Origin of the sequence: Vibrio sp. V04_P4A5T148 (assembly GCF_963875605.1) — a bacterium.
GTDB classification, from domain to species: Bacteria; Pseudomonadota; Gammaproteobacteria; order Enterobacterales; family Vibrionaceae; genus Vibrio; species Vibrio anguillarum.
Genome location: NZ_CAWNMS010000017.1, coordinates 37,387 through 58,995, shown reverse-complemented (window position 1 = coordinate 58,995; position 21,609 = coordinate 37,387). Strand labels below are relative to the sequence as shown.

The window sequence follows — 21,609 nt, the reverse complement described above, 5'->3', positions numbered from 1 at the left end:
TCCTATTTTTTGTTGTTAATGAATAGCACTGGCGCACAGATATTAATACCTAGAGCCAGCAAATAGGTTAGTTTGAGGGGAACGAGTTCCACCTGCATATACATGTAGGCAACACAGAACAGTGCAACTGTGATGAGGATCTTGAGTACTTCGCCAGTGTAGAAAGAGGCCGCGACTTGCTTCGCAGCACGAGCTCCACTAAACATAAAAGCACACAGCGCAAAAACCGCATTGGCAATGACAAAGATGCCACCCCCAATCAGCGCAGAAAAGCCCCATTCAGCATTTACAGCTACCGCCATCCCTGCCGCCACAAAAATAACCGCGCCAGACTGGATCATTAACAATCGCTTAGCAAGCTCTCGTCCTGGTCTAGCCAACGCAGCTACCATGTATTCGTACCTCTAGTAATATCCTCAGCTCATCTACAACATAGGGCTGGGAAATTGGCGAAAATTATACGGTGAGTCGAACTGATTGCAATTGAAAGACAGCAAAAAGTTACAATTTTGTTTACAAACCGACAACTTTCAAATAAAAAAACGTTTTTTGCATAATTGACTTAAATCAATTATCTCATTTAGCTTTCTAGCTTGGCAATTAGTTGCTCTAATTTGTGAGGCTCATCAAGACTAATCGTCATTTTGGCTTTGCCACCTTTTGAACGAATGATCGACACTTTAGCCCCTAACATTTCACTCAATCTTTGTGACATTTGTTGTGCATCTAAGTCTTCCGATGCCGATCCGTCCTCAGAAGGCTGTGTTAGACACTTTTTCACTAATTGCTCAGTTTGTCTCACGGTCAGCTGTTTTGCGGCCACACGTTGTGCAATTTCAATTTGTTGATCGCCTTCGAGCATCAATAATGCTCGTGCATGGCCCATTTCAAGCTGCTTGGTTTCCACTAAACGCTTCACGCCATCCGCCAATTGATTTAAGCGTAATAAGTTACTCACGGTAGTGCGTGATTTACCAATCACATCAGCCACCTGTTGGTGAGTGAGCTTAAATTCGTCTTGCAACCGCTCTAAAGCTTGTGCTTCTTCAATCGCATTCAAATCTTCGCGTTGAATATTTTCTATCAGTGCCATCGCAATCGCAGCGCGATCTTGGACATTTTTTATCAAACAGGGCACTTGCTTTAAACCTGCTTGTTTTGCAGCGCGCCAACGGCGTTCACCTGCAATAATTTCATAGCCGCCAAGCTCTAAACGTCTTACCACGATCGGCTGGATAATACCTTGCGATTGGATAGACGCAGATAGCTCTTCCAACGCTTCTGCCGACATATCTTTACGTGGTTGATACATGCCAGGTTTCAAATTTGATACCGCAATATCCATTAATTCGCCATCAGAAGAGAGTGCTTGGCTATGTGAGGCGGCTTGCTCCTTTTCACGAGCAAGAGAACTGGTTGCGAGCAATGCATCCAATCCTTTTCCTAAACCACGTTTAGTCATGTAGACGAATTCCTTTAGTTGAGATTATGCGGGTATTTCTTCTCGACGAAGCATTTCGCCAGCTAAGGCGAGATACGCTTTTGCCCCAGCTGAATACTTGTCGTAGTACATTGCTGGCTTGCCATAACTTGGCGCTTCAGCAAGACGGACATTACGAGGAATAACGGTGCGATAGACTTTGTTTCCAAAGTGCTTTTTCAGTTGATCGGATACTTCATTGGCTAGGCGATTACGCGGATCGTACATCGTTCGAAGTAACCCTTCGATTTTCAGGTTTTCGTTGACTACCGCGGCTAACTTGCTGATGGTATCCATTAACGCCGTTAAACCTTCTAATGCAAAATACTCACATTGCATTGGCACTAACACAGAATCCGCTGCGGCCATGGCGTTGATTGTAAGAAGATTTAAAGAAGGAGGACAATCAATAAAGATGAAATCATAGTTATCACGAACTGGCGCGAGGGCATTTTTCAAACGCACTTCGCGAGCAAAGACTTCCATTAATTTGATTTCAGCGGCTGTCACGTCTCCGTTCGCCGCAATCAAATCGTAGTGTCCCGTTGTTTTGCGACACACGACTTCATCAAAAGGGGTGTCTTCGACCAACAATTCGTACGCGGTTGCATCTACTTGATACTTATCAACACCACTGGCCATCGTTGCATTGCCTTGTGGGTCGAGATCGATCACTAAAACTTTACGCTTAGTCGCCGCCATAGAGGCCGCTAAGTTAATGCACGTTGTTGTTTTTCCTACGCCACCTTTCTGGTTGGCGATTGCTACGATTTTGCCCACGGTATGCCTCGCTGTTATCCCTTGCGAGATAAGATTACAAGATGACGGTCACCTTCCAACTCAGGAACTTTCAAAGCTTTGACATCAGTCACAGAACACCACTCAGGTAGTGTGGCTATTTCCTCATCTGGCCGTTGTCCTTTCAGGGCTAAAAATCGGCCCGATGTTTCTTTTAGTAAATGGTGACACCATTCCACCATATCGAGCATTGAAGCAAACGCACGGCTCAGTACGCCATCAAATTTTACTTCCGGCTGAAACTCTTCGACTCGACTTTGAATCGTGGTCACATTTTTAATACCAAGCTCATGCAGAACTTGTTTAATAAAACGAATGCGCTTACCTAAACTATCGAGTAAGTAAAAGGTTTTATCAGGATTCATAATAGCGAGAGGTATACCAGGTAAACCAGGCCCAGTACCAACGTCGATAAAACGCTCACCCTGTAAGTGAGGACTTACCACTATACTATCTAAAATATGTTTCACCAACATATCCATAGGATCGCGCACAGAGGTGAGATTGTAGGCTTTGTTCCATTTATTCAGCAGTTCCACGTAACCGACTAATTGGCTACGTTGCTGCTCATTGACCTCGAGATCGGTTTGACCAATTAAATCATCGAGACGCGTTCTTAACTCGCTCATGCGGCGTCTTCCCCTTTCTTCAGTACACCTTGCTTTTTCAAATAAACCAATAAGATAGAAATAGCAGCTGGTGTAATACCAGAAATACGAGAGGCAATACCAACTGTTTCAGGCTTGGCATTGTTAAGCTTAAGGATCACTTCGTTGGACAAGCCTTTGACCTGTTTATAGTCAAGATCCAGCGGCAATTTAGTGTGCTCATGGCGCAATGATTTGTCGATCTCATCTTGCTGACGCTGAATATAACCATCGTATTTGATTTGAATTTCAACTTGCTCAGCCGCTTCACTATCGGTCAATGCTGGTGCAAATGACTCAAGCGACGTGAGCTGTTGATAGGTGATTTCAGGTCGACGTAGTAGATCTTCACCACTTGCTTCACGAGACATGGGTGTTTTGAGCAACGCATTCAGTGCATCAACACCGACGGAGTTCGGGTTCATCCACGTTTGTTTCAAACGTTGACGCTCGATTTCCATGTTTTCCATTTTTTGATTAAAACGCGCCCAGCGCGCATCATCGACTAAACCTAACTCTCTGGCTTTTTCGGTTAAACGCAAATCGGCGTTATCTTCGCGTAGCAGTAAGCGATATTCAGCGCGAGAGGTAAACATGCGATAAGGTTCTTTGGTACCCATAGTGGAAAGATCATCGATCAACACGCCCATGTAAGCTTGATCACGGCGTGGACTCCAGCCTTCTTTTTCTTGGCTAAATAAGCTTGCATTCAAACCAGCCATTAACCCTTGCGCTGCCGCTTCTTCGTATCCGGTGGTGCCGTTGATTTGACCAGCAAAGAACAAACCACTGATGAATTTGGTTTCGTAGGTTTGTTTTAAATCTTGTGGATTGAAAAAATCGTACTCAATGGCGTAACCCGGACGAACAATATGTGCGTTTTCAAACCCTTTCATTGAGCGAACGATCTGCACTTGTACATCAAACGGTAAGCTGGTGGAAATACCGTTAGGGTAGAGTTCTGTCGTGGTCAAACCTTCAGGCTCGATAAAAATTTGATGGCTATTTTTGTCAGCAAAACGCATGACTTTGTCTTCGATCGATGGGCAGTAGCGTGGGCCGATACCTTCGATGACACCTGCGTACATCGGACTACGATCAAGATTGGCACGGATCACATCATGCGTTTTATCGTTGGTATGCGTGATGTAGCATGGTATTTGACGTGGATGCTGTTCACGTTGTCCCATGAAGGAAAAAACAGGCGTTGGGTTATCACCGTGTTGTGTTTCTAACACTGAGAAGTCCACGCTACGGGCATCGATCCTTGGTGGCGTACCCGTTTTTAAACGATCGACTCGAAACGGCAGTTCACGTAAACGTTGCGCTAATGCGATCGATGGAGGATCTCCTGCGCGGCCTCCTGAGAAGTTTTCAAGACCAATGTGGATCTTTCCACCAAGGAAGGTGCCTACCGTCAATACCACCGCTTTGGCGTGGAATTTGAGGCCCATTTGAGTCACAACGCCCACTACACGATCATTTTCAACGATAAGATCATCGACCGCTTGTTGGAACAAAGTTAAGTTTGGCGTGTTTTCAAGCACATCACGCACATACGATTTGTAAAGCGCACGATCTGCTTGGGCTCGAGTCGCTCGAACCGCTGGCCCTTTTGAGGCATTGAGTGTTCTAAATTGAATACCTGCATGATCAATCGCTTGTGCCATTAGACCGCCCATGGCATCGACTTCTTTAACCAGATGTCCTTTACCAATTCCGCCGATCGCAGGATTGCACGACATCTGTCCTAGAGTCTCAATGTTATGGGTAAGCAATAGCGTACTTTGACCAGTACGAGCTGCAGCGAGAGCGGCTTCCGTTCCAGCATGGCCACCACCGACCACAATGACGTCAAATTTTTCGTGATAAAGCATGAACCGACCTCAGGTATTCAATGAAGCATGGACTGACAAAAGAGGCGTATTCTACCTGCTTTCCACTGGCTAGAAAATCGCTTTTCTGCTTTTTTAATCTGAGCTTGGTAAGTTAATAATATATAAGATCTATATAGAGATCTTTTATTAGATCTATTATTAGGATCGAGCATATCTGTGGATAACCGATAAATGATCAACAAGATCATGGTTTTTAAGAGGATCACAAGCTGTGATCCTGACATGATCTAATCGTGTATTAGCTGGGATCAAAAAGGCTAGTTATACACAGGGTCGTAAAATGAATAAGTTATTAATTGGATAACTATAGGTTAATCACCGAATAACAGCATAGTTATACACATTAAAATATTTAAAATGGACTTAACTTTTCTATGGCGAGTATTGAGACAGTTATACACAGAGCTTAAGGGTACAAAAAAAAGCGGCTCACAGGCCGCTTGGTGACTTTATGCTATTCGCTAGAATTGTTCGATGCGCTGTTTGAGCCATACTTCAGCGGCATCTTCAGGAACGGAATATTCTAATATATCTATGGTGAAACAGTCGCTAATTGGCGTTGCACCTATATCCTCAAGCAGTTGATATGCATGCTTACCTGCTGCGCAAAACGTGTCATAGCTTGAATCGCCAAGTGCTACCACGGCATATTTTAACTCGCTCGTGTTCGGTGGTGTTGATTGCAAAGAAGCGATAAAAGGTTGGATATTGTCTGGGTAGTCACCCGCTCCATGCGTGGAGGTGACAATGAGCCAAGTCCCTTGTGAGGGTATATCACTTAAGTTGGGTTGGTTGTGGATAGTCGTAGTATAACCTTGCTCTTGCAGTAGATCGTTGAGATGATCGGCGACATATTCAGCGCCTCCTAAGGTGCTGCCAGTGATGATATGGATCATGAGATATTCCTATAATTAAGAGTGATCAAGCTTCTCACTGCGATCATTTGCCAATACAGAACGACGAAAAGATGCGCCCTAACAAGTCATCGGAGCTAAATTCGCCCGTTATCTCGTTTAGATGTTGCTGCGATAAACGCAGTTCTTCCGCTAAGATTTCACCAGCCATGTAGCCTTCGAGCTGCTGCTGACCAATCATGAGGTGCTGTGCGGCGCGCTCTAGCGCGTCCAAATGGCGTCGTCTGGCCATAAAGCCGCCTTCATTGCCCCCAGCAAAGCCCATGCACTCTTTGAGATGAGTACGCAGAGCATCAACGCCCTCTCCAGTTTTTGCCGACAGGCGGATTAAGGTTGGAGAATTAACATGACAGATACCGAGCGATTCTTTGGTTTGATCGACTTTGTTGCGGATCACCGTCATGCCGATGTTTTCAGGCAATCGATCGACAAAATCTGGCCAGATTTCTTTCGGATCGGTGGCATCGGTGGTGGTGCCGTCAACCATAAAGAGCACACGATCTGCTTTTGCTATTTCATCCCAAGCACGCTCAATACCTATTCTTTCGACTTCGTCATTGGCATCACGTAAGCCAGCGGTATCGATGATATGCAGTGGCATGCCATCGATGTGGATGTGCTCTCGCAGCACGTCACGTGTGGTTCCTGCGATGTCTGTAACGATGGCTGAATCTTTGCCTGAAAGCGCATTCAATAGACTCGATTTGCCCGCGTTAGGACGCCCTGCTATCACCACTTTCATCCCTTCGCGTAAAATGGCCCCTTGATTGGCCTCTTTGCGCACGGCGTCTAAGTTGTCGATGATATTTTGCAGATCTGCGGCAACTTTACCATCGGCAAGAAAATCGATCTCCTCTTCAGGAAAATCAATCGCTGCTTCAACGTAAATTCGCAGGTGGATTAGGGAATCGACCAAGGTGTGAATGCGTTTGGAAAATTGACCTTGCAATGAATGCAGGGCGGATTTGGCCGCTTCTTCAGAGCTGGCATCAATCAAATCGGCAATCGCTTCCGCTTGGGTTAAATCCATTTTGTCGTTTAAAAACGCACGCTCAGAAAATTCACCCGGGCGCGCTGCGCGCAAGCCACTGATAGCCAAAATGCGTTTGATCAGCATATCCATGACGACCGGGCCGCCGTGTCCTTGTAGTTCGAGCACATCTTCGCCGGTAAAGGAGTGAGGGTTAGGAAAATAGATCGCGATGCCTTGGTCAAGTTCGGTGCCATCTTGATGCTTAAAAGGCAAGTATTCCGCATAACGGGGTTTTAGCGTTTTCCCGGTTACTTCAAGCGCGACTTGAGCGGCTTTCGGGCCTGAGACGCGAATAATCCCCACGCCACCTCGGCCTGGAGCGGTTGCTTGAGCAACAATGGTGTCTGTAGACATAAGGGTACCTAACATAGGGGTGTATGAGCGCAATTGTAATCAGCCAAAAACAAAAAGGCGACCTTTTGGTCGCCTTTGTTTCACTTGTCAGTGTGACTTCTTGCTGAAGTGGCTACTTAGAGTGTAAGCCTTTTTTCTCCAGCGCTTTGTAAATCAAGGTTTGCTGGATCAAGGTAACGATGTTCGATACCAACCAGTAAATCACTAAACCTGATGGGAAGAACAAGAAGAAGAATGTAAACATAACCGGCATAAAGGTCATGATCTTCTGTTGCATCGGGTCAGTGACTGTCGTCGGGCTCATTTTCTGGATCATAAACATACTCACACCCATCAGCAGTGGCAAGATGTAGTATGGGTCTTGTGCTGAAAGGTCATGAATCCAACCAAAGAAAGGTGAATGACGCAGTTCAACCGATTCCATTAATGACCAGTAAAGCGCAATGAAGATAGGCATTTGCAGGAAGATAGGTAAACAACCACCGAGTGGGTTTACTTTCTCTTTCTTATACAGCTCCATCATTTCTTGGCTCATGCGTTGGCGGTCATCGCCGATGCGCTCACGCATTGCTTGCAGCTTAGGTTGCAGCATGCGCATTTTTGCCATAGAGGTGTATTGTGCTTTGGTCAGTGGGTACATAGCACCACGAACAATGAAGGTTAAGCAGATGATTGCTACACCCCAGTTGCTAACGAAGCTTTGAATGAATGAAAGCAACATGTGCAGTGGTTTTGCAATAAACCATAACCAGCCGTAGTCGACAACTAGATCAAGATTTGGCGCAACAGCAGCCATCTCATCTTGCAGTTTTGGACCGACCCAAAGTGTGGCTAAGAATGTTGCTTTTTCACCGTTGGCGATGGTTTTATTTGGCATGCGAACACCAATATCACCTAAGTTGCCAATCACGCGAGTGTATAAGTTTGACCCTGCTGCATCACGTGGGATCCACGCGCTGGCAAAGTAGTGTTGGATCATCGCCGCCCAACCTTCACCGTTAACTAAAGGCAGTGACAAGTTACGATCTTGCATATCATCGAAACTGTATTTCTTATAACGTGTATCTTGTGTTGAGTAAGCACCGCCACGGTAAGTTGGCATAGCCAAGCTGCCACCAGCGTCCAATAAATTTTGGCGTAGGTGTGCGTACATACCCAGTGTCGCGTTATTACCAGATTGGTTGACTACATCAAATTCAACATCCAAGGCGTAGCTGCCACGTTTAAGGATGAAGGTTTTGGTGTATTCAAGGCCATTGGCTTGATAAGTCATGGGAATGCGCAGTTCGTCTTGACCATCCGCTAGAGCAAAGGTGTCGGCGCTAACAGTATAGTTTGGACGATTGTTGCTGCTTAAATCGATCCCTTGCGGTCCCACTAAACCACTTTGCGCGATAAACTGGTGACCAGGAATGTCTTTAAGTAGCACAAATGGGTCTTCTGAATTGAGTTCAGCATCGTACTTATTCAGCTCGGCCTTCACTACATCACCACCTACCGTGTCAATTGACAGAGTCAGTACATCAGTCTTGACGGTGATGGTTTTTGCAGACGCATTGGTTACTGCTGGTGCTGGGTCTAACTCATCAGCCATAGATGGTGCAGTTAAAGTGCTGCTATTTTGTGCCTGCTCAACCGCTTGAGGTGCTGGGTTCTTTGCTACTTGCCATTGCTGGAAAAGTAAAAAAGAAACGAGTGCCAAGGCGATTAACAGGATATTACGTTGAGAATCCATCGTTAATTATCTCTGTCTTGTTTTTGGACTGGTGGCGGAACGGGGTCAAAACCCCCTTCGTTCAAAGGGTGGCATTTTAATAGACGTTTGCCTGATAACCAACACCCTTTTACAAAACCGTGAGCTTTCAACGCTTCTATCGCATAGTTTGAACAGGTTGGAGTAAAACGACAGCGTGGTCCAAGCAGAGGACTGATGATTCCTTGGTAAAGGCGGACGAATCCGATTGCTAACCACGCGAAGGGCGAGACAGGCGATGCCATAATTTTTCAAATAGTTTGAACATTTCTTCATTGCTTAAATCTTGCGCGCTCTTTTTCGCAATCACAACAAAATCTTTGTTAGGAAGTTGATGCTGTTTATTACGGAAGCTTTCGCGAGCGAGGCGTTTGAAGCGATTACGGCCAACAGCTGTTTTGATCTGTTTTTTGGGGACGGCCAACCCTAACCTTGGGTGGGTAAGAGCGTTTTCGCGAGCAATGATAGTGAAATGGGGGGAGCCTGCGCTGTGCGCTTGCTGGAAGACTTTTTTATAATGTTCGGGAGTTAACAAACGTAACTCCCGATTGAACGCGTACGTATTCAAAATAATCGCGAATTATTTTGACAGGCGCGCGCGGCCTTTAGCACGACGTGCATTAATAACCTTACGGCCATTCTTAGTTGCCATGCGTGCACGGAAACCGTGAGTACGCTTGCGCTTTAGAACGGTAGGTTGAAAAGTGCGTTTAGACATGTGTAATTACCTTACTGATCAGTAGTTTTTAGGTTCAAATAAACCCGGCGTGGGCATATTTTCGCTTCTTTAAATAGAAAGAAAGGAATCCGACGCCTCTCAACAAAGAGGCGGAATTGTAATCACTGTCACAATAAGTGTCAACGATTGGGTTCACTAAAATTCCGGTCGGGGGATTATACGCAGTCTCCTTTAAATCACAAGGATCCTTCGTCGATCCCCACCTGATTTAAAAATTTCTTGAGCTTAGGATCCTGTGGATTACCAAAGATATCCTGTGGAGAGCCTTGCTCTACAATTTGCCCATCGGCCATGAAGATCACGCGATCGGCTACCTCCTTTGCAAACTGCATCTCATGGGTAACCACCAGCATTGTTTGGTGATGAGTGGCTAATTTCTTCATTAAAGCAAGCACTTCGCCAACCCATTCAGGATCGAGTGCTGACGTAGGTTCATCAAATAGCAGCAATTCTGGTTGTAGCGCCATCGCACGACCGATCCCAACGCGCTGCTGCTGGCCACCAGAAAGCGCTGCGGGATAACTATCTCCTTTATCCCCAAGACCGATGTCATCCAAAATCTGCTGCGCACGGGTCAGGGCGAGATCTTTTTTCCAACCGTGCACCGTAATGAGCCCTTCGGCGACATTTTGCCTCGCCGTCATATGAGCAAACAGCGCGTAGTTTTGAAAAACAAAGCCTGTTTTTCTGCGCAGTGCTAATACATCTGCTTTGGTCTGTTGCTGGGTGTCGACGGTGACATCATCAATAGTAATGGAGCCTTGGTCTGCGCGTTCTAGGAAGTTGACGCAGCGCAGTAAGGTCGATTTACCTGTACCGCTTGAACCAATAATGACGATGATTTCACCTTTTTCTATTGCTAAGCTGATTCCTTTGAGCACTTCAGTATCGCCAAAGCGCTTATGAATATTATCGAGTTTAATCATCGTACATACGCCTTATTGAGTCTCTCTTCAGCCCAAATTTGTACCCGAGTCAGTACCACCACTACGGCCCAGTAAATTAATGCAACGGCGAGGAAAGCTTCAAAGAAGCGAAAGCTTGACGAAGCTTCCATCTGCGCTCTGGCCATGATCTCAGCGACTCCTAATGTAAAAGCTAATGAGGTCGATTTGATCATATCAATGAAGTAATTCATTAATGATGGCAACGCGATACGCGTAGCTTGCGGCAAAATAATGCGGCGCATTGCTTGGCTTGTGGTCATACCCACAGACAAACTCGCTTCCATTTGGCTGCGATCAATACCCAAAATGGCGGCGCGAATACTTTCTGCCATATAAGCGGCGAAGTGAAGAGTTAGCCCGATCACCGCGGCGCTAAATGCATTTAAACCGACCATCCACGGTAACACTTGCGGCAGACCATAGTAGAGTAGAAAGAGTTGTACCAGCAGGGGAGTACCGCGGAAAAAGCTGATGTACAGCTGGCTTAGCGGATCCAAAATGGGCACTTTGAACACACGAATATTGGCTAAAATGACCGACAGGATCAAAGCAAACACTAAGCCCCAAGTCGCCATCTCCATGGTGGTGCCTAAATACCTGAGCAGTATTGGCATCAGCTCAAGCATATAGTGAAAATCAAATCCCATCGGCTTACCTTTTTAAAACAAAAAGGTGGAATGTGTGGTTCCACCTCAATCCTATCTTTTGATAATAGGGGAATTTACTTATTGGTGATATCGGCAGCAAACCATTTTTCAGAAATCGCACTCAGTGTGCCATCAGCGCGCATCGAGGCTAACGCTTGATTCACTTCAGCTTGCAGTTTTTGGCCTTGCTCGTTGTTAACAAACGGCCAAGCGTTTTCAATGGTTTCAAAAGGGTGACCAGCCAATTGTAACGGTAAGCCCGTTGTTTTAATCAATTCCAGAGCCGAAAGGCGATCCATCACAAACGCATCGGCACGGCCAAGAGCAACGTCATGTTCAATGCCAGTATCGTAAGTTTTGATGATGATTTTATTGTCTTTGTCAAAGCTGCGCAGTAGCTGCTCGAAGTTTGAACCTAAATTGACCGCGACCGTTTTGCCGGCAAGATCGTCAATCCCTTTAATGCTGTCATTACCTTTGCGAACGGTAATTTGTGCACCGTCGATGACATACGGGTCAGCAAATAAGTATTTCGCTTTACGTGCTTCTGTGACGGTGATTTGGTTTGAAATGGTATCAATTCGGCCAGTTTCAAGTAGGCCAAAGAGACCGGAGAAATTAGCAGTAACATATTTTACATCGTAATCATTGCGTTTACCTATCTCATCCCAAACATCCACTTCAAAGCCTTGCAGCTTGTCTTGTTTGACAAAAGTGAATGGAAAATAGCGCCCTGACATGCCGACTTTTATTTCCGTTGCCGCGTGTACGCTTGCAGCGGATAGTGCAATTGCAGTAATGGCGACTTTAACCCAGTTTTTCATCTTGAAACTCCTTATATTTATAGAGAGGGATGTTACTGGTAAAGCACTCAATAGAATAAATAACCAGTAGTTATTAACCATAACCGAACATAGTGACACAATTGGGGATAAGTATAGAGGATCCTTGTATATGTGGATCATCGTGTGGGTAAAGTGGTGCTAATTGTGAAGATCGACAAAAATCAAGCGCAAATTGTGTGAATAACTTCGATCTTATTCACTGGATCACGGATCAATCGCTGGCGATCTTGGTTATCAACAGGTAAAATCGCCAGTCTTTTCGATCATTTACTTAGGGTGAGGGCAACCGTGTCATCTTCGCTTTGGTTGCAATGTTTGCAACAGCTTCAAGAAGAGTTACCAGCAGCGGAATTCAGCATGTGGGTACGTCCGTTACAAGCGGAGCTCAATGACAATACTCTCACTTTATTCGCCCCAAACCGATTTGTGCTTGATTGGGTGCGCGATAAATACATCAACAGCATTAACCGACTACTGCAAGAGCATTGTGGCCACGATACCCCGAACCTGCGTTTTGAAGTGGGTAGTCGCCGGGTCAGCGCGCCTAAAGCTGCTCCCGTTCGTACTCAAGCGGATGTCGCGGCTGAATCTTCAGCTCCTGCACAGTTACAAGCGCGTAAACCAGTACATCGTACGTGGGAAAACGACACGGTTGTGGCAGACATTAATCACAGATCAAACGTTAACCCTAAACATAAGTTCAATAACTTCGTTGAAGGTAAATCGAACCAACTTGGTTTGGCTGCAGCGCGTCAAGTTTCCGATAACCCCGGCGCGGCCTATAACCCACTCTTCTTATACGGTGGTACAGGGCTAGGTAAAACACACTTATTGCACGCAGTTGGTAATGCGATTGTTGATAACAACCCGAATGCGAAAGTGATTTACATGCACTCAGAGCGTTTCGTGCAAGATATGGTGAAAGCGCTGCAAAATAATGCGATTGAAGAGTTCAAACGCTATTACCGCAGTGTCGATGCACTCTTGATCGATGATATTCAATTCTTTGCCAATAAAGAGCGTTCGCAAGAAGAGTTCTTTCATACCTTTAACGCATTGCTTGAAGGTAACCAACAAATCATTTTGACTTCCGACCGCTATCCGAAAGAGATCAATGGGGTGGAAGATCGCCTGAAATCTCGTTTTGGTTGGGGTTTGACGGTTGCGATTGAGCCACCAGAGCTAGAAACGCGTGTCGCGATCTTAATGAAGAAGGCAGAAGATCACCAAATTCATCTCGCCGATGAAGTTGCCTTTTTTATTGCCAAACGCTTACGTTCCAACGTGCGTGAATTGGAAGGTGCACTAAACCGTGTTATCGCCAACGCTAACTTTACTGGCCGCCCTATCACCATCGATTTTGTACGTGAAGCGCTGCGTGACTTATTAGCTTTGCAAGAAAAATTGGTCACCATTGATAATATTCAAAAGACCGTGGCGGAATACTACAAAATTAAAGTGGCGGATTTGCTTTCTAAACGCCGCTCTCGCTCGGTTGCTCGTCCACGCCAGTTGGCGATGGCACTGGCTAAAGAGCTGACTAACCACAGCTTGCCTGAAATTGGTGATGCGTTTGGTGGTCGAGATCATACCACTGTGCTGCACGCTTGCCGTAAAATCCAGCAGTTACGTGAAGAGAGCCACGACATCAAAGAAGACTATTCGAATTTAATTCGTACCCTGTCTTCTTGATGCACAACCTTCTTATATCAGCTATTTTAACCCTCACATTTGGGGTCGCCCGATAACATCGTAAGAGCTAACTATGAAATTTACTATTGAACGTAGCCACTTCATTAAGCCACTTCAGCAAGTATCTGGAACATTAGGCGGACGTGCGACTTTGCCAATTCTTGGTAATTTGTTGCTCAAAGTGGAAGAGAACGAGCTGTCGATGACGGCGACCGATCTTGAAGTCGAACTGATTAGCCGCGTGACACTTGAAGGTGAGTGCGAAGCAGGAAGCATCACTGTCCCTGCGCGTAAATTTTTAGATATTTGTCGTGGCTTGCCCGATAGCGCCGTGATCACTGTGGTATTGGAAGGCGATCGCATTCAGATGCGTTCTGGCCGTAGCCGTTTCTCTCTGGCAACCTTACCTGCCAGTGACTTTCCTAATATTGAAGATTGGCAAAGTGAAGTAGAGGTGTCGCTCACTCAGGCAGAACTGCGCAGTTTAATTGAGAAAACCCAGTTTTCGATGGCTAACCAAGATGTGCGTTATTACCTGAACGGTATGCTATTTGAAATCGACGGTTCAACCTTGCGCTCTGTGGCAACCGATGGACACCGTATGGCGGTTTCGCAAACGGCACTCAGCGCGGATTTTGCCAACAAACAGATCATCGTGCCGCGTAAAGGGGTACAGGAACTGGTCAAGTTACTTGATACGCCAGAACAGCCGGTTGTGCTGCAAATTGGTAGCTCAAATTTGCGCGCCCAAGTGAATAATTTCATCTTCACTTCTAAGCTGGTTGATGGCCGTTTCCCTGATTATCGCCGCGTTATGCCGCAGCAAACCACCAAAACCTTAGAAACGGGTTGTGATGAGTTACGTCAGGCATTTTCTCGTGCTGCGATTCTCTCAAATGAAAAGTTTCGCGGTGTACGGGTTAATCTTGCGGATAATGAAATGCGCATTACCGCCAACAACCCAGAGCAAGAAGAAGCGGAAGAGTTGTTGGATGTCACCTTTGAAGGCGACGCCATCGAAATCGGTTTTAACGTCAGCTATGTGCTCGATGTACTGAATACATTACGTTGTGAACAAGTTCGTGTATCGATGTCTGATGCCAACGCCAGCGCGCTGATTGAAAATCGCGATGACGACAGCGCGATGTATGTCGTCATGCCGATCCGACTTTAAGTTTGCGCAATGCCGCTGACTCGTTTAATCGTCCAACAATTTCGCAATATTAAAGCCTGTGATATCCCATTATCATCAGGCTTTAACTTTCTTATTGGCCCTAATGGCAGCGGCAAAACCAGTGTACTGGAAGCGATTTACCTGCTGGGTCATGGCCGCTCGTTCAAAAGCGCCTTAACCGGACGCGTCATACAAAATGAGTGTCAGGAGCTGTTTGTGCATGGGCGTTTTTTGACCTCGGATCAATTTGAGCTACCGATTGGCATTAATAAGCAGCGTGACGGTTCAACAGAGGTTAAAATAGGCGGTCAATCTGGACAAAAACTGGCGCAACTGGCACAAGTTTTACCTTTGCAATTGATTCATCCGGAAGGGTTTGATCTGCTCACCGATGGACCAAAACAACGACGTGCATTTATTGATTGGGGGGTATTTCATAGTGAACCTGCCTTTTATGATGCATGGGGGCGTTTTAAGCGCCTCAATAAGCAGCGCAATGCGTTGTTAAAAACGGCAACCCATTATCGTGAACTCAGTTATTGGGATCAGGAGATGGCGCGCTTGGCTGAACAAATCGATGCATGGCGCACACATTATGTGACGCAAATGAAGTGTGTTGCCGAGGCGTTGTGTCGCAGTTTTTTGCCAGAATTTGATGTGCAAATGAAGTATTATCGTGGTTGGGAAAAAGAGACGCCCTATCAACAAATCCTCGAGAAAAACTTCGAACGCGATCAATCGCTAGGCTACACATTCAGTGGCCCGAATAAAGCGGATTTAAAAATAAAGGTCAATGGAACACCGGTTGAAGATGTTCTATCACGCGGTCAGCTTAAATTAATGGTGTGTGCACTGCGCGTCGCACAAGGACAACACTTAACCGAGCTGACAGGTAAGCAATGCATCTATTTAATTGATGACTTTGCTTCCGAATTAGATAGCCATCGTCGTAAGCGTTTAGCGGATTGCTTAAAATCGACGGGGGCACAAGTTTTTGTAAGTTCTATTACGCAAGGCCAAGTTGCAGACATGATTGAGTCAAACAGCAAGATGTTTCATGTGGAACATGGCACAATAGAGCACGGATAAAATAGTGAGAGAGTAACTCATGTCGAATAATTACGATTCATCGAGTATTAAGGTACTGAAGGGTCTGGACGCGGTTCGTAAACGTCCAGGAATGTACATCGGCGACACGGATGATGGCACCGGTCTGCACCACATGGTTTTTGAGGTGGTGGATAACTCAATTGATGAAGCGTTGGCAGGTCACTGTAAAGACATCGTAGTGACTATTCACGAAGACAATTCAGTTTCAGTTAGCGATGATGGCCGTGGTATTCCTACCGACCTTCACGAAGAAGAACAAGTTTCTGCCGCGGAAGTTATTATGACGGTTCTGCATGCGGGCGGTAAATTTGATGACAACTCATACAAGGTTTCGGGTGGTCTGCATGGTGTCGGTGTGTCCGTCGTCAACGCGCTGTCTGAAAAAGTGCTACTGACTATCTATCGTAACGGCGCTATTCACACACAAACTTATTGTCACGGTGTGCCACAAGCACCGTTGGCTGTGGTGGGTGAAACCGATAAAACCGGGACAACCCTGCGTTTTTGGCCAAGTGCTGAAACCTTTACCAACATTGAATTCCATTACGATATTTTAGCTAAGCGTCTGCGTGAGCTCTCTTTCCTAAACTCTGGTGTATCCATCAAACTGTTTGATGAACGCGAAGAAGACAAAAAAGACCACTTCAGATATGAAGGTGGTATTAAAGCGTTTGTTGGCCATTTAAACCGCAATAAAACGCCGATCCATGAAAAAGTATTCCATTTCAGCTCTGAGCGTGACGATGGGATTACCGTGGAAGTGGCGATGCAGTGGAACGATGGTTTCCAAGAAAACATTTACTGCTTTACCAACAATATTCCTCAACGTGATGGTGGTGCCCACTTAGCGGGTTTCCGTGGGGCGTTAACTCGTACCCTAAACACCTTCATGGATAAAGAAGGCTTCTCGAAAAAAGCGCAAGCGGCGACCTCGGGTGATGATGCCCGTGAAGGCTTAACCGCGGTGGTTTCAGTGAAAGTGCCGGATCCTAAGTTCTCTAGCCAAACTAAAGATAAATTGGTTTCATCCGAGGTTAAATCTGCGGTTGAGTCAGCAATGGGTGAGAAATTGGCGGAGTTTTTGGCTGAAAACCCAAGTGAAGCCAAAATGGTCTGTTCAAAAATCATTGATGCGGCTCGTGCTCGTGAAGCGGCGCGTAAAGCGCGTGAAATGACACGTCGTAAAGGTGCGTTAGATCTTGCTGGTTTGCCGGGTAAACTCGCCGATTGCCAAGAAAAAGATCCTGCACTATCTGAACTGTACATAGTGGAAGGGGACTCTGCTGGCGGTTCTGCCAAGCAGGGACGTAACCGTAAAAACCAAGCGATTTTGCCACTGAAAGGTAAAATTCTTAACGTTGAAAAAGCACGTTTCGACAAAATGCTTTCTTCGCAAGAAGTCGCAACGCTTATCACCGCATTAGGCTGTGGCATTGGCCGTGATGAATATAACCCAGACAAACTGCGTTATCACAACATCATCATCATGACCGATGCGGACGTCGACGGTTCGCACATCCGTACGCTACTGTTGACCTTCTTCTATCGTCAAATGCCTGAGCTGATTGAGCGTGGCTACATCTACATTGCTCAACCGCCTTTGTATAAAGTGAAAAAAGGCAAGCAAGAGCAGTACATCAAAGATGAAGATGCGATGAACCAATACCAAGTTGCTTTGGCATTGGATGGTGCCTCACTGCATGTTAACCCTCAAGCGCCAGCATTAGCAGGCGAAGCGTTAGAAACCTTGGTTAAGCAATACAATGTCGCCATTAAGCTGGTGGAGCGCATGAGCCGCCGCTACCCTTACGCCTTGATCCATGAATTCATCTATATGCCGCGTATCATTGTTGATCAATGCGCTGATTCTGCAGTAGTAGAAGCGTGGGGCAAACAGCTGGTGGAGCAGTTAAATGCGAAAGAAGTTGGCGCAAGCCAATACAGCATTGAAACTGAGCACAATGCAGAGCTTGGTATTTATCAGCCTAAGATAGTAGTGCGCACTCATGGTGTAACGCACCAACATCTATTAAGTGCTGATTTGCTCAATTCGAAAGAGTACAGCAAGCTGGCGGACCTTTCTGAAGCACTTTATGGCTTAGTTGAAGAAGGGGCTTACATTCAACGTGGCGAGCGTATTCAACCTGTCGATAACTTTGTTGATGCGTTGAACTGGTTAATTAAAGAGTCTCGTCGTGGCCTAAGCCTACAACGCTACAAAGGTCTAGGTGAAATGAACCCAGATCAGTTGTGGGAAACGACGATGGATCCTGAATCTCGCCGTATGTTGCAAGTCACGATTGAAGATGCTGTTGGTGCTGATGAACTGTTTACCACCTTGATGGGTGATCAAGTTGAGCCGCGTCGCGCATTCATCGAAGAGAACGCCTTAAAAGTTGCCAACCTCGATGTCTAAGTCGTTGCTATAAAGCAAATCCCAAAAACACCGTTTCGCAAGAGCGGTGTTTTTTTATGGTCAATACAAAGTCACCCAACGTGGGAGCAACCATTTTTAGTATCAACACTTTCTACTTATCTTAGGTTGTCTTCAAGGATAAAAGGTCATAAACGTTTTTTTATTGGGATTTTCTCTCAATAAAAAAAAGTATCTACTATTTTATTTTATTCCATGTTTTTAGAGGTTTTTATAAGCTTGAATTATATTTTTTGGCCGATATAGTATTCATTAATTACTTTTTAGGAGATGTGGGTTTGTTATTTATCTTACAGTAATAAATCCGAAGGTCTAACTTTCGGATATTATCTAATCTATTTTTGGAATTATTGTAAGGAGTAATAAATATCAACTTATTTAAGTGTTGGCTTGTTTTTTTTAAAAGTAAAATAATAACAAGCTTATTTGTTACCTATCAGTCTCCACTGATTTTACTGACTCTTTTCGAGAGAATAGAAGCAGAATCATTGGCCAGATATTCTACGGCAGAGCGCCGAGTCAACGTTGGAGATAGGGTCAGCTTTGTTGATACAGAAAAGTGTCAACCTTATCAAATTATTATAGTGCTTGGTGAGCGGAACAACCCTAATGATGGTCTCGTATCACTTTACTCTTATTTAGGCGCTTCTATTTTTGGATTACGTGAACAAGAGTGTTTTAAATTATATATTTTAGGAAAAGAGCGAGAATATAAAGTGGTTAATATTCTTCCTGAAAAGTCACTAACGTGTGTAAATTAAATTTCTTCGTTAAAATAAGGAGATTACTATGAGTAAGAAAGATATGAAAAAAGCGCAACTTAGCCTAAAAGAAAAGCGGAAATTAAAGCAAGAAAAAATGGAAGAAAGCAGTGTAATTAAAGAAAGGAAAAAACGCGGAAAATAAAATAAGTTTTCATCGGTTAAAGTGCAAAATAAAGCCTAATGATATCGTTAGGCTTTTTTATGTCTCTGTATTGACTCTATATCCTGCTAATGAAGGCTTTGTAACTCTACGGAGTATCAGTTTGATTCGATGTCCTCTTTCTAGTTTCTGTTCGCTTTAGCGGGAACTAAAAAATTTTTCAAAAAATCCTTGAAAAGAATTTTAGTGCCCCTATATCTATCAATGAAGAGGATGCCGTAAGGACCTCTGGAATGGCGACACAGGTTTGCTCTCTTAAGAGGAGCCTTGTGTTGTGATTATTAAATGTGTTGTTAGCTCCATGTTGAAAGAATGGCTGCTAACGGCTTAGCGTCTATGCGCTAAGGCTATTGCTTATGATGAGGATAGTATGATGAGAACAGTAGATTTCACTCCTTTATACCGCAACGCAATTGGTTTTGACCGTCTATTAAACATGATGGAATCCAGTTCAGCGAAGAATAGCTCTGCGGGTTACCCTCCGTACAATATTGAACAGCAAGACGACGATAAATATCGCATCACGATGGCGGTAGCTGGTTTTTCTGAAGAGCAGATTGAGATTACTCAACAAGAAAATACGCTGATTGTGCGTGGCGAACGTAAACCCGAAGAGAATAAAAACTACGTCTACCAAGGTATTGCTGAGCGCGATTTTGAACGTAAATTCCAATTGGCCGACTATGTCAAAGTACTCGGAGCCACAATGGAAAATGGCTTGCTACACGTGGATCTTGAACGTGAAACACCTGAAGCGATGCAACCACGTAAAATTGCGATTAATGGTAAAAACTTAATTGAGAACAATTAAGTTACTGGCCACATTAAAGTAGTGAAAGAGCGCCTTTTGGCGCTCTTTTTCATGGCAGAAAGGATGAATTACTGTTGATAAGCTAATGCCACTTCTTGAGCAATAATTTGAATGCCCTTTTGCATGGCTTCATCATCTTGCACGTAGTTCATGCGCAGACACTGATGCGCGTGTTGCCAATCGTCTTGTTGACCAATAAAGAAATATTCACCCGGTACAATCAATACTCCTCTGGCTTTTAGACGTTGGTAAAGTTCCATGGTGGTTATAGGGAGCTCATCAAACCAGAGCCATAAAAAGATCGCCCCTTCTGGTTTATGGATACGAAAGCGCGGGTCGCTAATGGCTTGCTTGAGTAACTCGACTGCTCTTTGTGATTTCTGCTGGTAGAAGGGCTTGATCACATCGCGACTGAGCCTTAATAGATCGCCTTTTTCAATCATATGATGAGCAATGGCTGGGCCGATGCTGCCTGGCGCTAAGCTAATGATGCCATTCATGTTGGTTAATGCTTGGGTAATGGTTTCGTTGGCAATGACGATACCGCAGCGCACACCGGGTAAACCCAGTTTCGAAAGGCTCATGCATAAAATGGTGTTGTCATTCCAAAAGGGTTCAATCTCTTCAAAAATGATGTTGGGAAATGGAACGCCGTATGCATTGTCGATAATCAGTGGGATATTGTTCTCTCTAGCCAGCTTATCGAGCTTGTGGATCTCTTGTTCTGTGAGCACATTTCCCGTCGGATTGGTTGGACGGGAAGCACAAATGGCGGCTACCGACGAATCCACGCTCAAGGTTTCAAAATCCACGTGGTATTTGAATAAGCCATTGTCGAGTAGTTCTATTTCTGGGCGATAGGAGACAAAAATATCTTCATCTATCCCGGCATCACCATAACCAATATATTCAGGCGCTAATGGCAGTAAAATTTTCTTATGTGAACCATCAGCTTGCTGGCCAGCAAACAGATTAAATAGATAGAAAAATCCACTCTGGCTGCCATTGGTTAAGCTGATGTTCTTTTCACTGATTTCCCAGCCATAGGTTTCTTTGAGCAGTTTTGCGAGAGATTTAACGAACAGATCTTTACCTTGTGGGCCATCATAGTTGGCGAGGGCTGCGATCAGTTCACCACTGCTAAGCATGTCAGCACTGGTTTGATGAAAGTAGTCAATCATGGCGGGAATGGCGGCTGGGTTACCACCGCCGAGCATAATGGCTCCGGGAGTGCGCAGGCCATCATTGAGATCGTCCATTAACTGGGTAATACCGGAATACTGATTAAATTTTTCACCAAATTTCGAAAACTGCATTGCTGACTGCCTAATTCATTCTTGTATTTGCTTGCATAAAGGGGCATGAAACGATGCCACGCCCATCGAGTAATCCTTGAACATACCCCAATG

The 21,609-nt window shown here is 45.0% G+C and carries 21 protein-coding genes; 6 read left to right on the top strand and 15 right to left on the bottom strand.

Going from position 1 to position 21,609, the window contains the following annotated elements:
* Positions 1-2 precede the first annotated feature (2 nt).
* The 14 genes from AACT18_RS01255 to AACT18_RS01190 all read right to left on the bottom strand — a co-directional run bounded on the left by AACT18_RS01255 (position 3) and on the right by AACT18_RS01190 (position 12,034).
* Positions 3-392, bottom strand: a complete 390-nt coding sequence (locus tag AACT18_RS01255; RefSeq protein WP_013855588.1) for a F0F1 ATP synthase subunit I — start codon at positions 390-392, stop codon at positions 3-5.
* A 188-nt stretch (positions 393-580) separates the two neighbouring features.
* Positions 581-1,462, bottom strand: coding sequence for a ParB/RepB/Spo0J family partition protein (locus AACT18_RS01250; protein WP_017044113.1), 882 nt, complete (start codon positions 1,460-1,462; stop codon positions 581-583).
* 24 nt (positions 1,463-1,486) lie between these two features.
* Positions 1,487-2,260 carry a ParA family protein gene (locus AACT18_RS01245; RefSeq protein WP_013855586.1) on the bottom strand — a complete coding sequence of 258 codons (774 nt, stop codon included), beginning with the start codon at positions 2,258-2,260 and terminating at the stop codon, positions 1,487-1,489.
* Between the two features lie 14 nt (positions 2,261-2,274).
* On the bottom strand, positions 2,275-2,907 hold the full coding sequence (rsmG, locus tag AACT18_RS01240; RefSeq protein ID WP_094125306.1) for a 16S rRNA (guanine(527)-N(7))-methyltransferase RsmG: 633 nt from the start codon (positions 2,905-2,907) through the stop codon (positions 2,275-2,277).
* A complete protein-coding gene (gene mnmG, locus AACT18_RS01235) occupies positions 2,904-4,802 on the bottom strand; it encodes a tRNA uridine-5-carboxymethylaminomethyl(34) synthesis enzyme MnmG (RefSeq protein WP_094125307.1) in 1,899 nt (632 codons plus the stop codon). The genes rsmG and mnmG overlap by 4 nt, the downstream gene beginning before the upstream one ends.
* A 482-nt stretch (positions 4,803-5,284) precedes the next feature.
* Positions 5,285-5,719 (bottom strand): FMN-binding protein MioC, encoded by a 435-nt coding sequence (mioC, locus tag AACT18_RS01230; protein ID WP_094124619.1) that lies wholly within the window; start codon positions 5,717-5,719, stop codon positions 5,285-5,287.
* Positions 5,720-5,762: 43 nt separating this feature from the next.
* Positions 5,763-7,124: a tRNA uridine-5-carboxymethylaminomethyl(34) synthesis GTPase MnmE gene (gene mnmE / locus AACT18_RS01225; protein WP_029189865.1), complete on the bottom strand. Its 1,362-nt coding sequence runs from the start codon at positions 7,122-7,124 to the stop codon at positions 5,763-5,765.
* Positions 7,125-7,236: 112 nt separating this feature from the next.
* Positions 7,237-8,859, bottom strand: coding sequence for a membrane protein insertase YidC (gene yidC, locus AACT18_RS01220; RefSeq protein ID WP_017046370.1), 1,623 nt, complete (start codon positions 8,857-8,859; stop codon positions 7,237-7,239).
* 2 nt (positions 8,860-8,861) lie between these two features.
* On the bottom strand, positions 8,862-9,122 hold the full coding sequence (gene yidD / locus AACT18_RS01215; protein ID WP_010319953.1) for a membrane protein insertion efficiency factor YidD: 261 nt from the start codon (positions 9,120-9,122) through the stop codon (positions 8,862-8,864).
* On the bottom strand, positions 9,089-9,445 hold the full coding sequence (gene rnpA, locus AACT18_RS01210) for a ribonuclease P protein component (protein WP_026027667.1): 357 nt from the start codon (positions 9,443-9,445) through the stop codon (positions 9,089-9,091). The genes yidD and rnpA overlap by 34 nt, the downstream gene beginning before the upstream one ends.
* A gap of 12 nt (positions 9,446-9,457) precedes the next feature.
* Positions 9,458-9,595, bottom strand: a complete 138-nt coding sequence (gene rpmH, locus AACT18_RS01205; protein WP_010319951.1) for a 50S ribosomal protein L34 — start codon at positions 9,593-9,595, stop codon at positions 9,458-9,460.
* A 197-nt stretch (positions 9,596-9,792) separates the two neighbouring features.
* Complete coding sequence (locus AACT18_RS01200) at positions 9,793-10,542, bottom strand: amino acid ABC transporter ATP-binding protein (protein ID WP_017047819.1); 750 nt, start codon at positions 10,540-10,542, stop codon at positions 9,793-9,795.
* Positions 10,539-11,210 (bottom strand): amino acid ABC transporter permease, encoded by a 672-nt coding sequence (locus tag AACT18_RS01195; protein ID WP_010319949.1) that lies wholly within the window; start codon positions 11,208-11,210, stop codon positions 10,539-10,541. The genes AACT18_RS01200 and AACT18_RS01195 overlap by 4 nt, the downstream gene beginning before the upstream one ends.
* Before the next feature lie 74 nt (positions 11,211-11,284).
* Positions 11,285-12,034: an amino acid ABC transporter substrate-binding protein gene (locus AACT18_RS01190; RefSeq protein ID WP_026027668.1), complete on the bottom strand. Its 750-nt coding sequence runs from the start codon at positions 12,032-12,034 to the stop codon at positions 11,285-11,287.
* 309 nt (positions 12,035-12,343) lie between these two features.
* On the opposite strand from AACT18_RS01190, the gene dnaA reads away from it, so the two are divergent.
* The 6 genes from dnaA to AACT18_RS01160 all read left to right on the top strand — a co-directional run bounded on the left by dnaA (position 12,344) and on the right by AACT18_RS01160 (position 20,200).
* Entirely contained in the window at positions 12,344-13,747 is a 1,404-nt protein-coding gene (dnaA, locus tag AACT18_RS01185) for a chromosomal replication initiator protein DnaA (RefSeq protein ID WP_010319947.1), read from the top strand.
* A 73-nt stretch (positions 13,748-13,820) separates the two neighbouring features.
* Positions 13,821-14,921 carry a DNA polymerase III subunit beta gene (gene dnaN, locus AACT18_RS01180; protein ID WP_094125652.1) on the top strand — a complete coding sequence of 367 codons (1,101 nt, stop codon included), beginning with the start codon at positions 13,821-13,823 and terminating at the stop codon, positions 14,919-14,921.
* A 9-nt stretch (positions 14,922-14,930) separates the two neighbouring features.
* Entirely contained in the window at positions 14,931-16,010 is a 1,080-nt protein-coding gene (gene recF, locus AACT18_RS01175; RefSeq protein WP_013855575.1) for a DNA replication/repair protein RecF, read from the top strand.
* A 19-nt stretch (positions 16,011-16,029) separates the two neighbouring features.
* Complete coding sequence (gene gyrB / locus AACT18_RS01170; RefSeq protein WP_013855574.1) at positions 16,030-18,447, top strand: DNA topoisomerase (ATP-hydrolyzing) subunit B; 2,418 nt, start codon at positions 16,030-16,032, stop codon at positions 18,445-18,447.
* A 506-nt stretch (positions 18,448-18,953) separates the two neighbouring features.
* A complete protein-coding gene (locus AACT18_RS01165) occupies positions 18,954-19,226 on the top strand; it encodes a GreA/GreB family elongation factor (protein WP_017046366.1) in 273 nt (90 codons plus the stop codon).
* Between the two features lie 536 nt (positions 19,227-19,762).
* A complete protein-coding gene (locus AACT18_RS01160; protein WP_088731324.1) occupies positions 19,763-20,200 on the top strand; it encodes an Hsp20 family protein in 438 nt (145 codons plus the stop codon).
* A 68-nt stretch (positions 20,201-20,268) separates the two neighbouring features.
* Here the strand turns inward: AACT18_RS01160 and AACT18_RS01155 are convergent, their stop codons facing one another.
* Positions 20,269-21,516: a valine--pyruvate transaminase gene (locus AACT18_RS01155; RefSeq protein WP_010319942.1), complete on the bottom strand. Its 1,248-nt coding sequence runs from the start codon at positions 21,514-21,516 to the stop codon at positions 20,269-20,271.
* Positions 21,517-21,609: the final 93 nt, after the last annotated feature.

Excerpts from the sequence above, each read along its gene's own strand:
- AACT18_RS01255 (WP_013855588.1), bottom strand. The coding sequence starts at position 392 with ATGGTAGCTGCGTTGGCTAGACCAGGACGAGAGCTTGCTAAGCGATTG.
- AACT18_RS01250 (WP_017044113.1), bottom strand. The coding sequence starts at position 1,462 with ATGACTAAACGTGGTTTAGGAAAAGGATTGGATGCATTGCTCGCAACC.
- rsmG (WP_094125306.1), bottom strand. The coding sequence starts at position 2,907 with ATGAGCGAGTTAAGAACGCGTCTCGATGATTTAATTGGTCAAACCGAT.
- mnmG (WP_094125307.1), bottom strand. The coding sequence starts at position 4,802 with ATGCTTTATCACGAAAAATTTGACGTCATTGTGGTCGGTGGTGGCCAT.
- mioC (WP_094124619.1), bottom strand. The coding sequence starts at position 5,719 with ATGATCCATATCATCACTGGCAGCACCTTAGGAGGCGCTGAATATGTC.
- mnmE (WP_029189865.1), bottom strand. The coding sequence starts at position 7,124 with ATGTCTACAGACACCATTGTTGCTCAAGCAACCGCTCCAGGCCGAGGT.
- yidC (WP_017046370.1), bottom strand. The coding sequence starts at position 8,859 with ATGGATTCTCAACGTAATATCCTGTTAATCGCCTTGGCACTCGTTTCT.
- yidD (WP_010319953.1), bottom strand. The coding sequence starts at position 9,122 with ATGGCATCGCCTGTCTCGCCCTTCGCGTGGTTAGCAATCGGATTCGTC.
- rpmH (WP_010319951.1), bottom strand. The coding sequence starts at position 9,595 with ATGTCTAAACGCACTTTTCAACCTACCGTTCTAAAGCGCAAGCGTACT.
- AACT18_RS01200 (WP_017047819.1), bottom strand. The coding sequence starts at position 10,542 with ATGATTAAACTCGATAATATTCATAAGCGCTTTGGCGATACTGAAGTG.
- AACT18_RS01195 (WP_010319949.1), bottom strand. The coding sequence starts at position 11,210 with ATGGGATTTGATTTTCACTATATGCTTGAGCTGATGCCAATACTGCTC.
- AACT18_RS01190 (WP_026027668.1), bottom strand. The coding sequence starts at position 12,034 with ATGAAAAACTGGGTTAAAGTCGCCATTACTGCAATTGCACTATCCGCT.
- dnaN (WP_094125652.1), top strand. The coding sequence starts at position 13,821 with ATGAAATTTACTATTGAACGTAGCCACTTCATTAAGCCACTTCAGCAA.
- recF (WP_013855575.1), top strand. The coding sequence starts at position 14,931 with ATGCCGCTGACTCGTTTAATCGTCCAACAATTTCGCAATATTAAAGCC.
- gyrB (WP_013855574.1), top strand. The coding sequence starts at position 16,030 with ATGTCGAATAATTACGATTCATCGAGTATTAAGGTACTGAAGGGTCTG.
- AACT18_RS01160 (WP_088731324.1), top strand. The coding sequence starts at position 19,763 with ATGAGAACAGTAGATTTCACTCCTTTATACCGCAACGCAATTGGTTTT.
- AACT18_RS01155 (WP_010319942.1), bottom strand. The coding sequence starts at position 21,516 with ATGCAGTTTTCGAAATTTGGTGAAAAATTTAATCAGTATTCCGGTATT.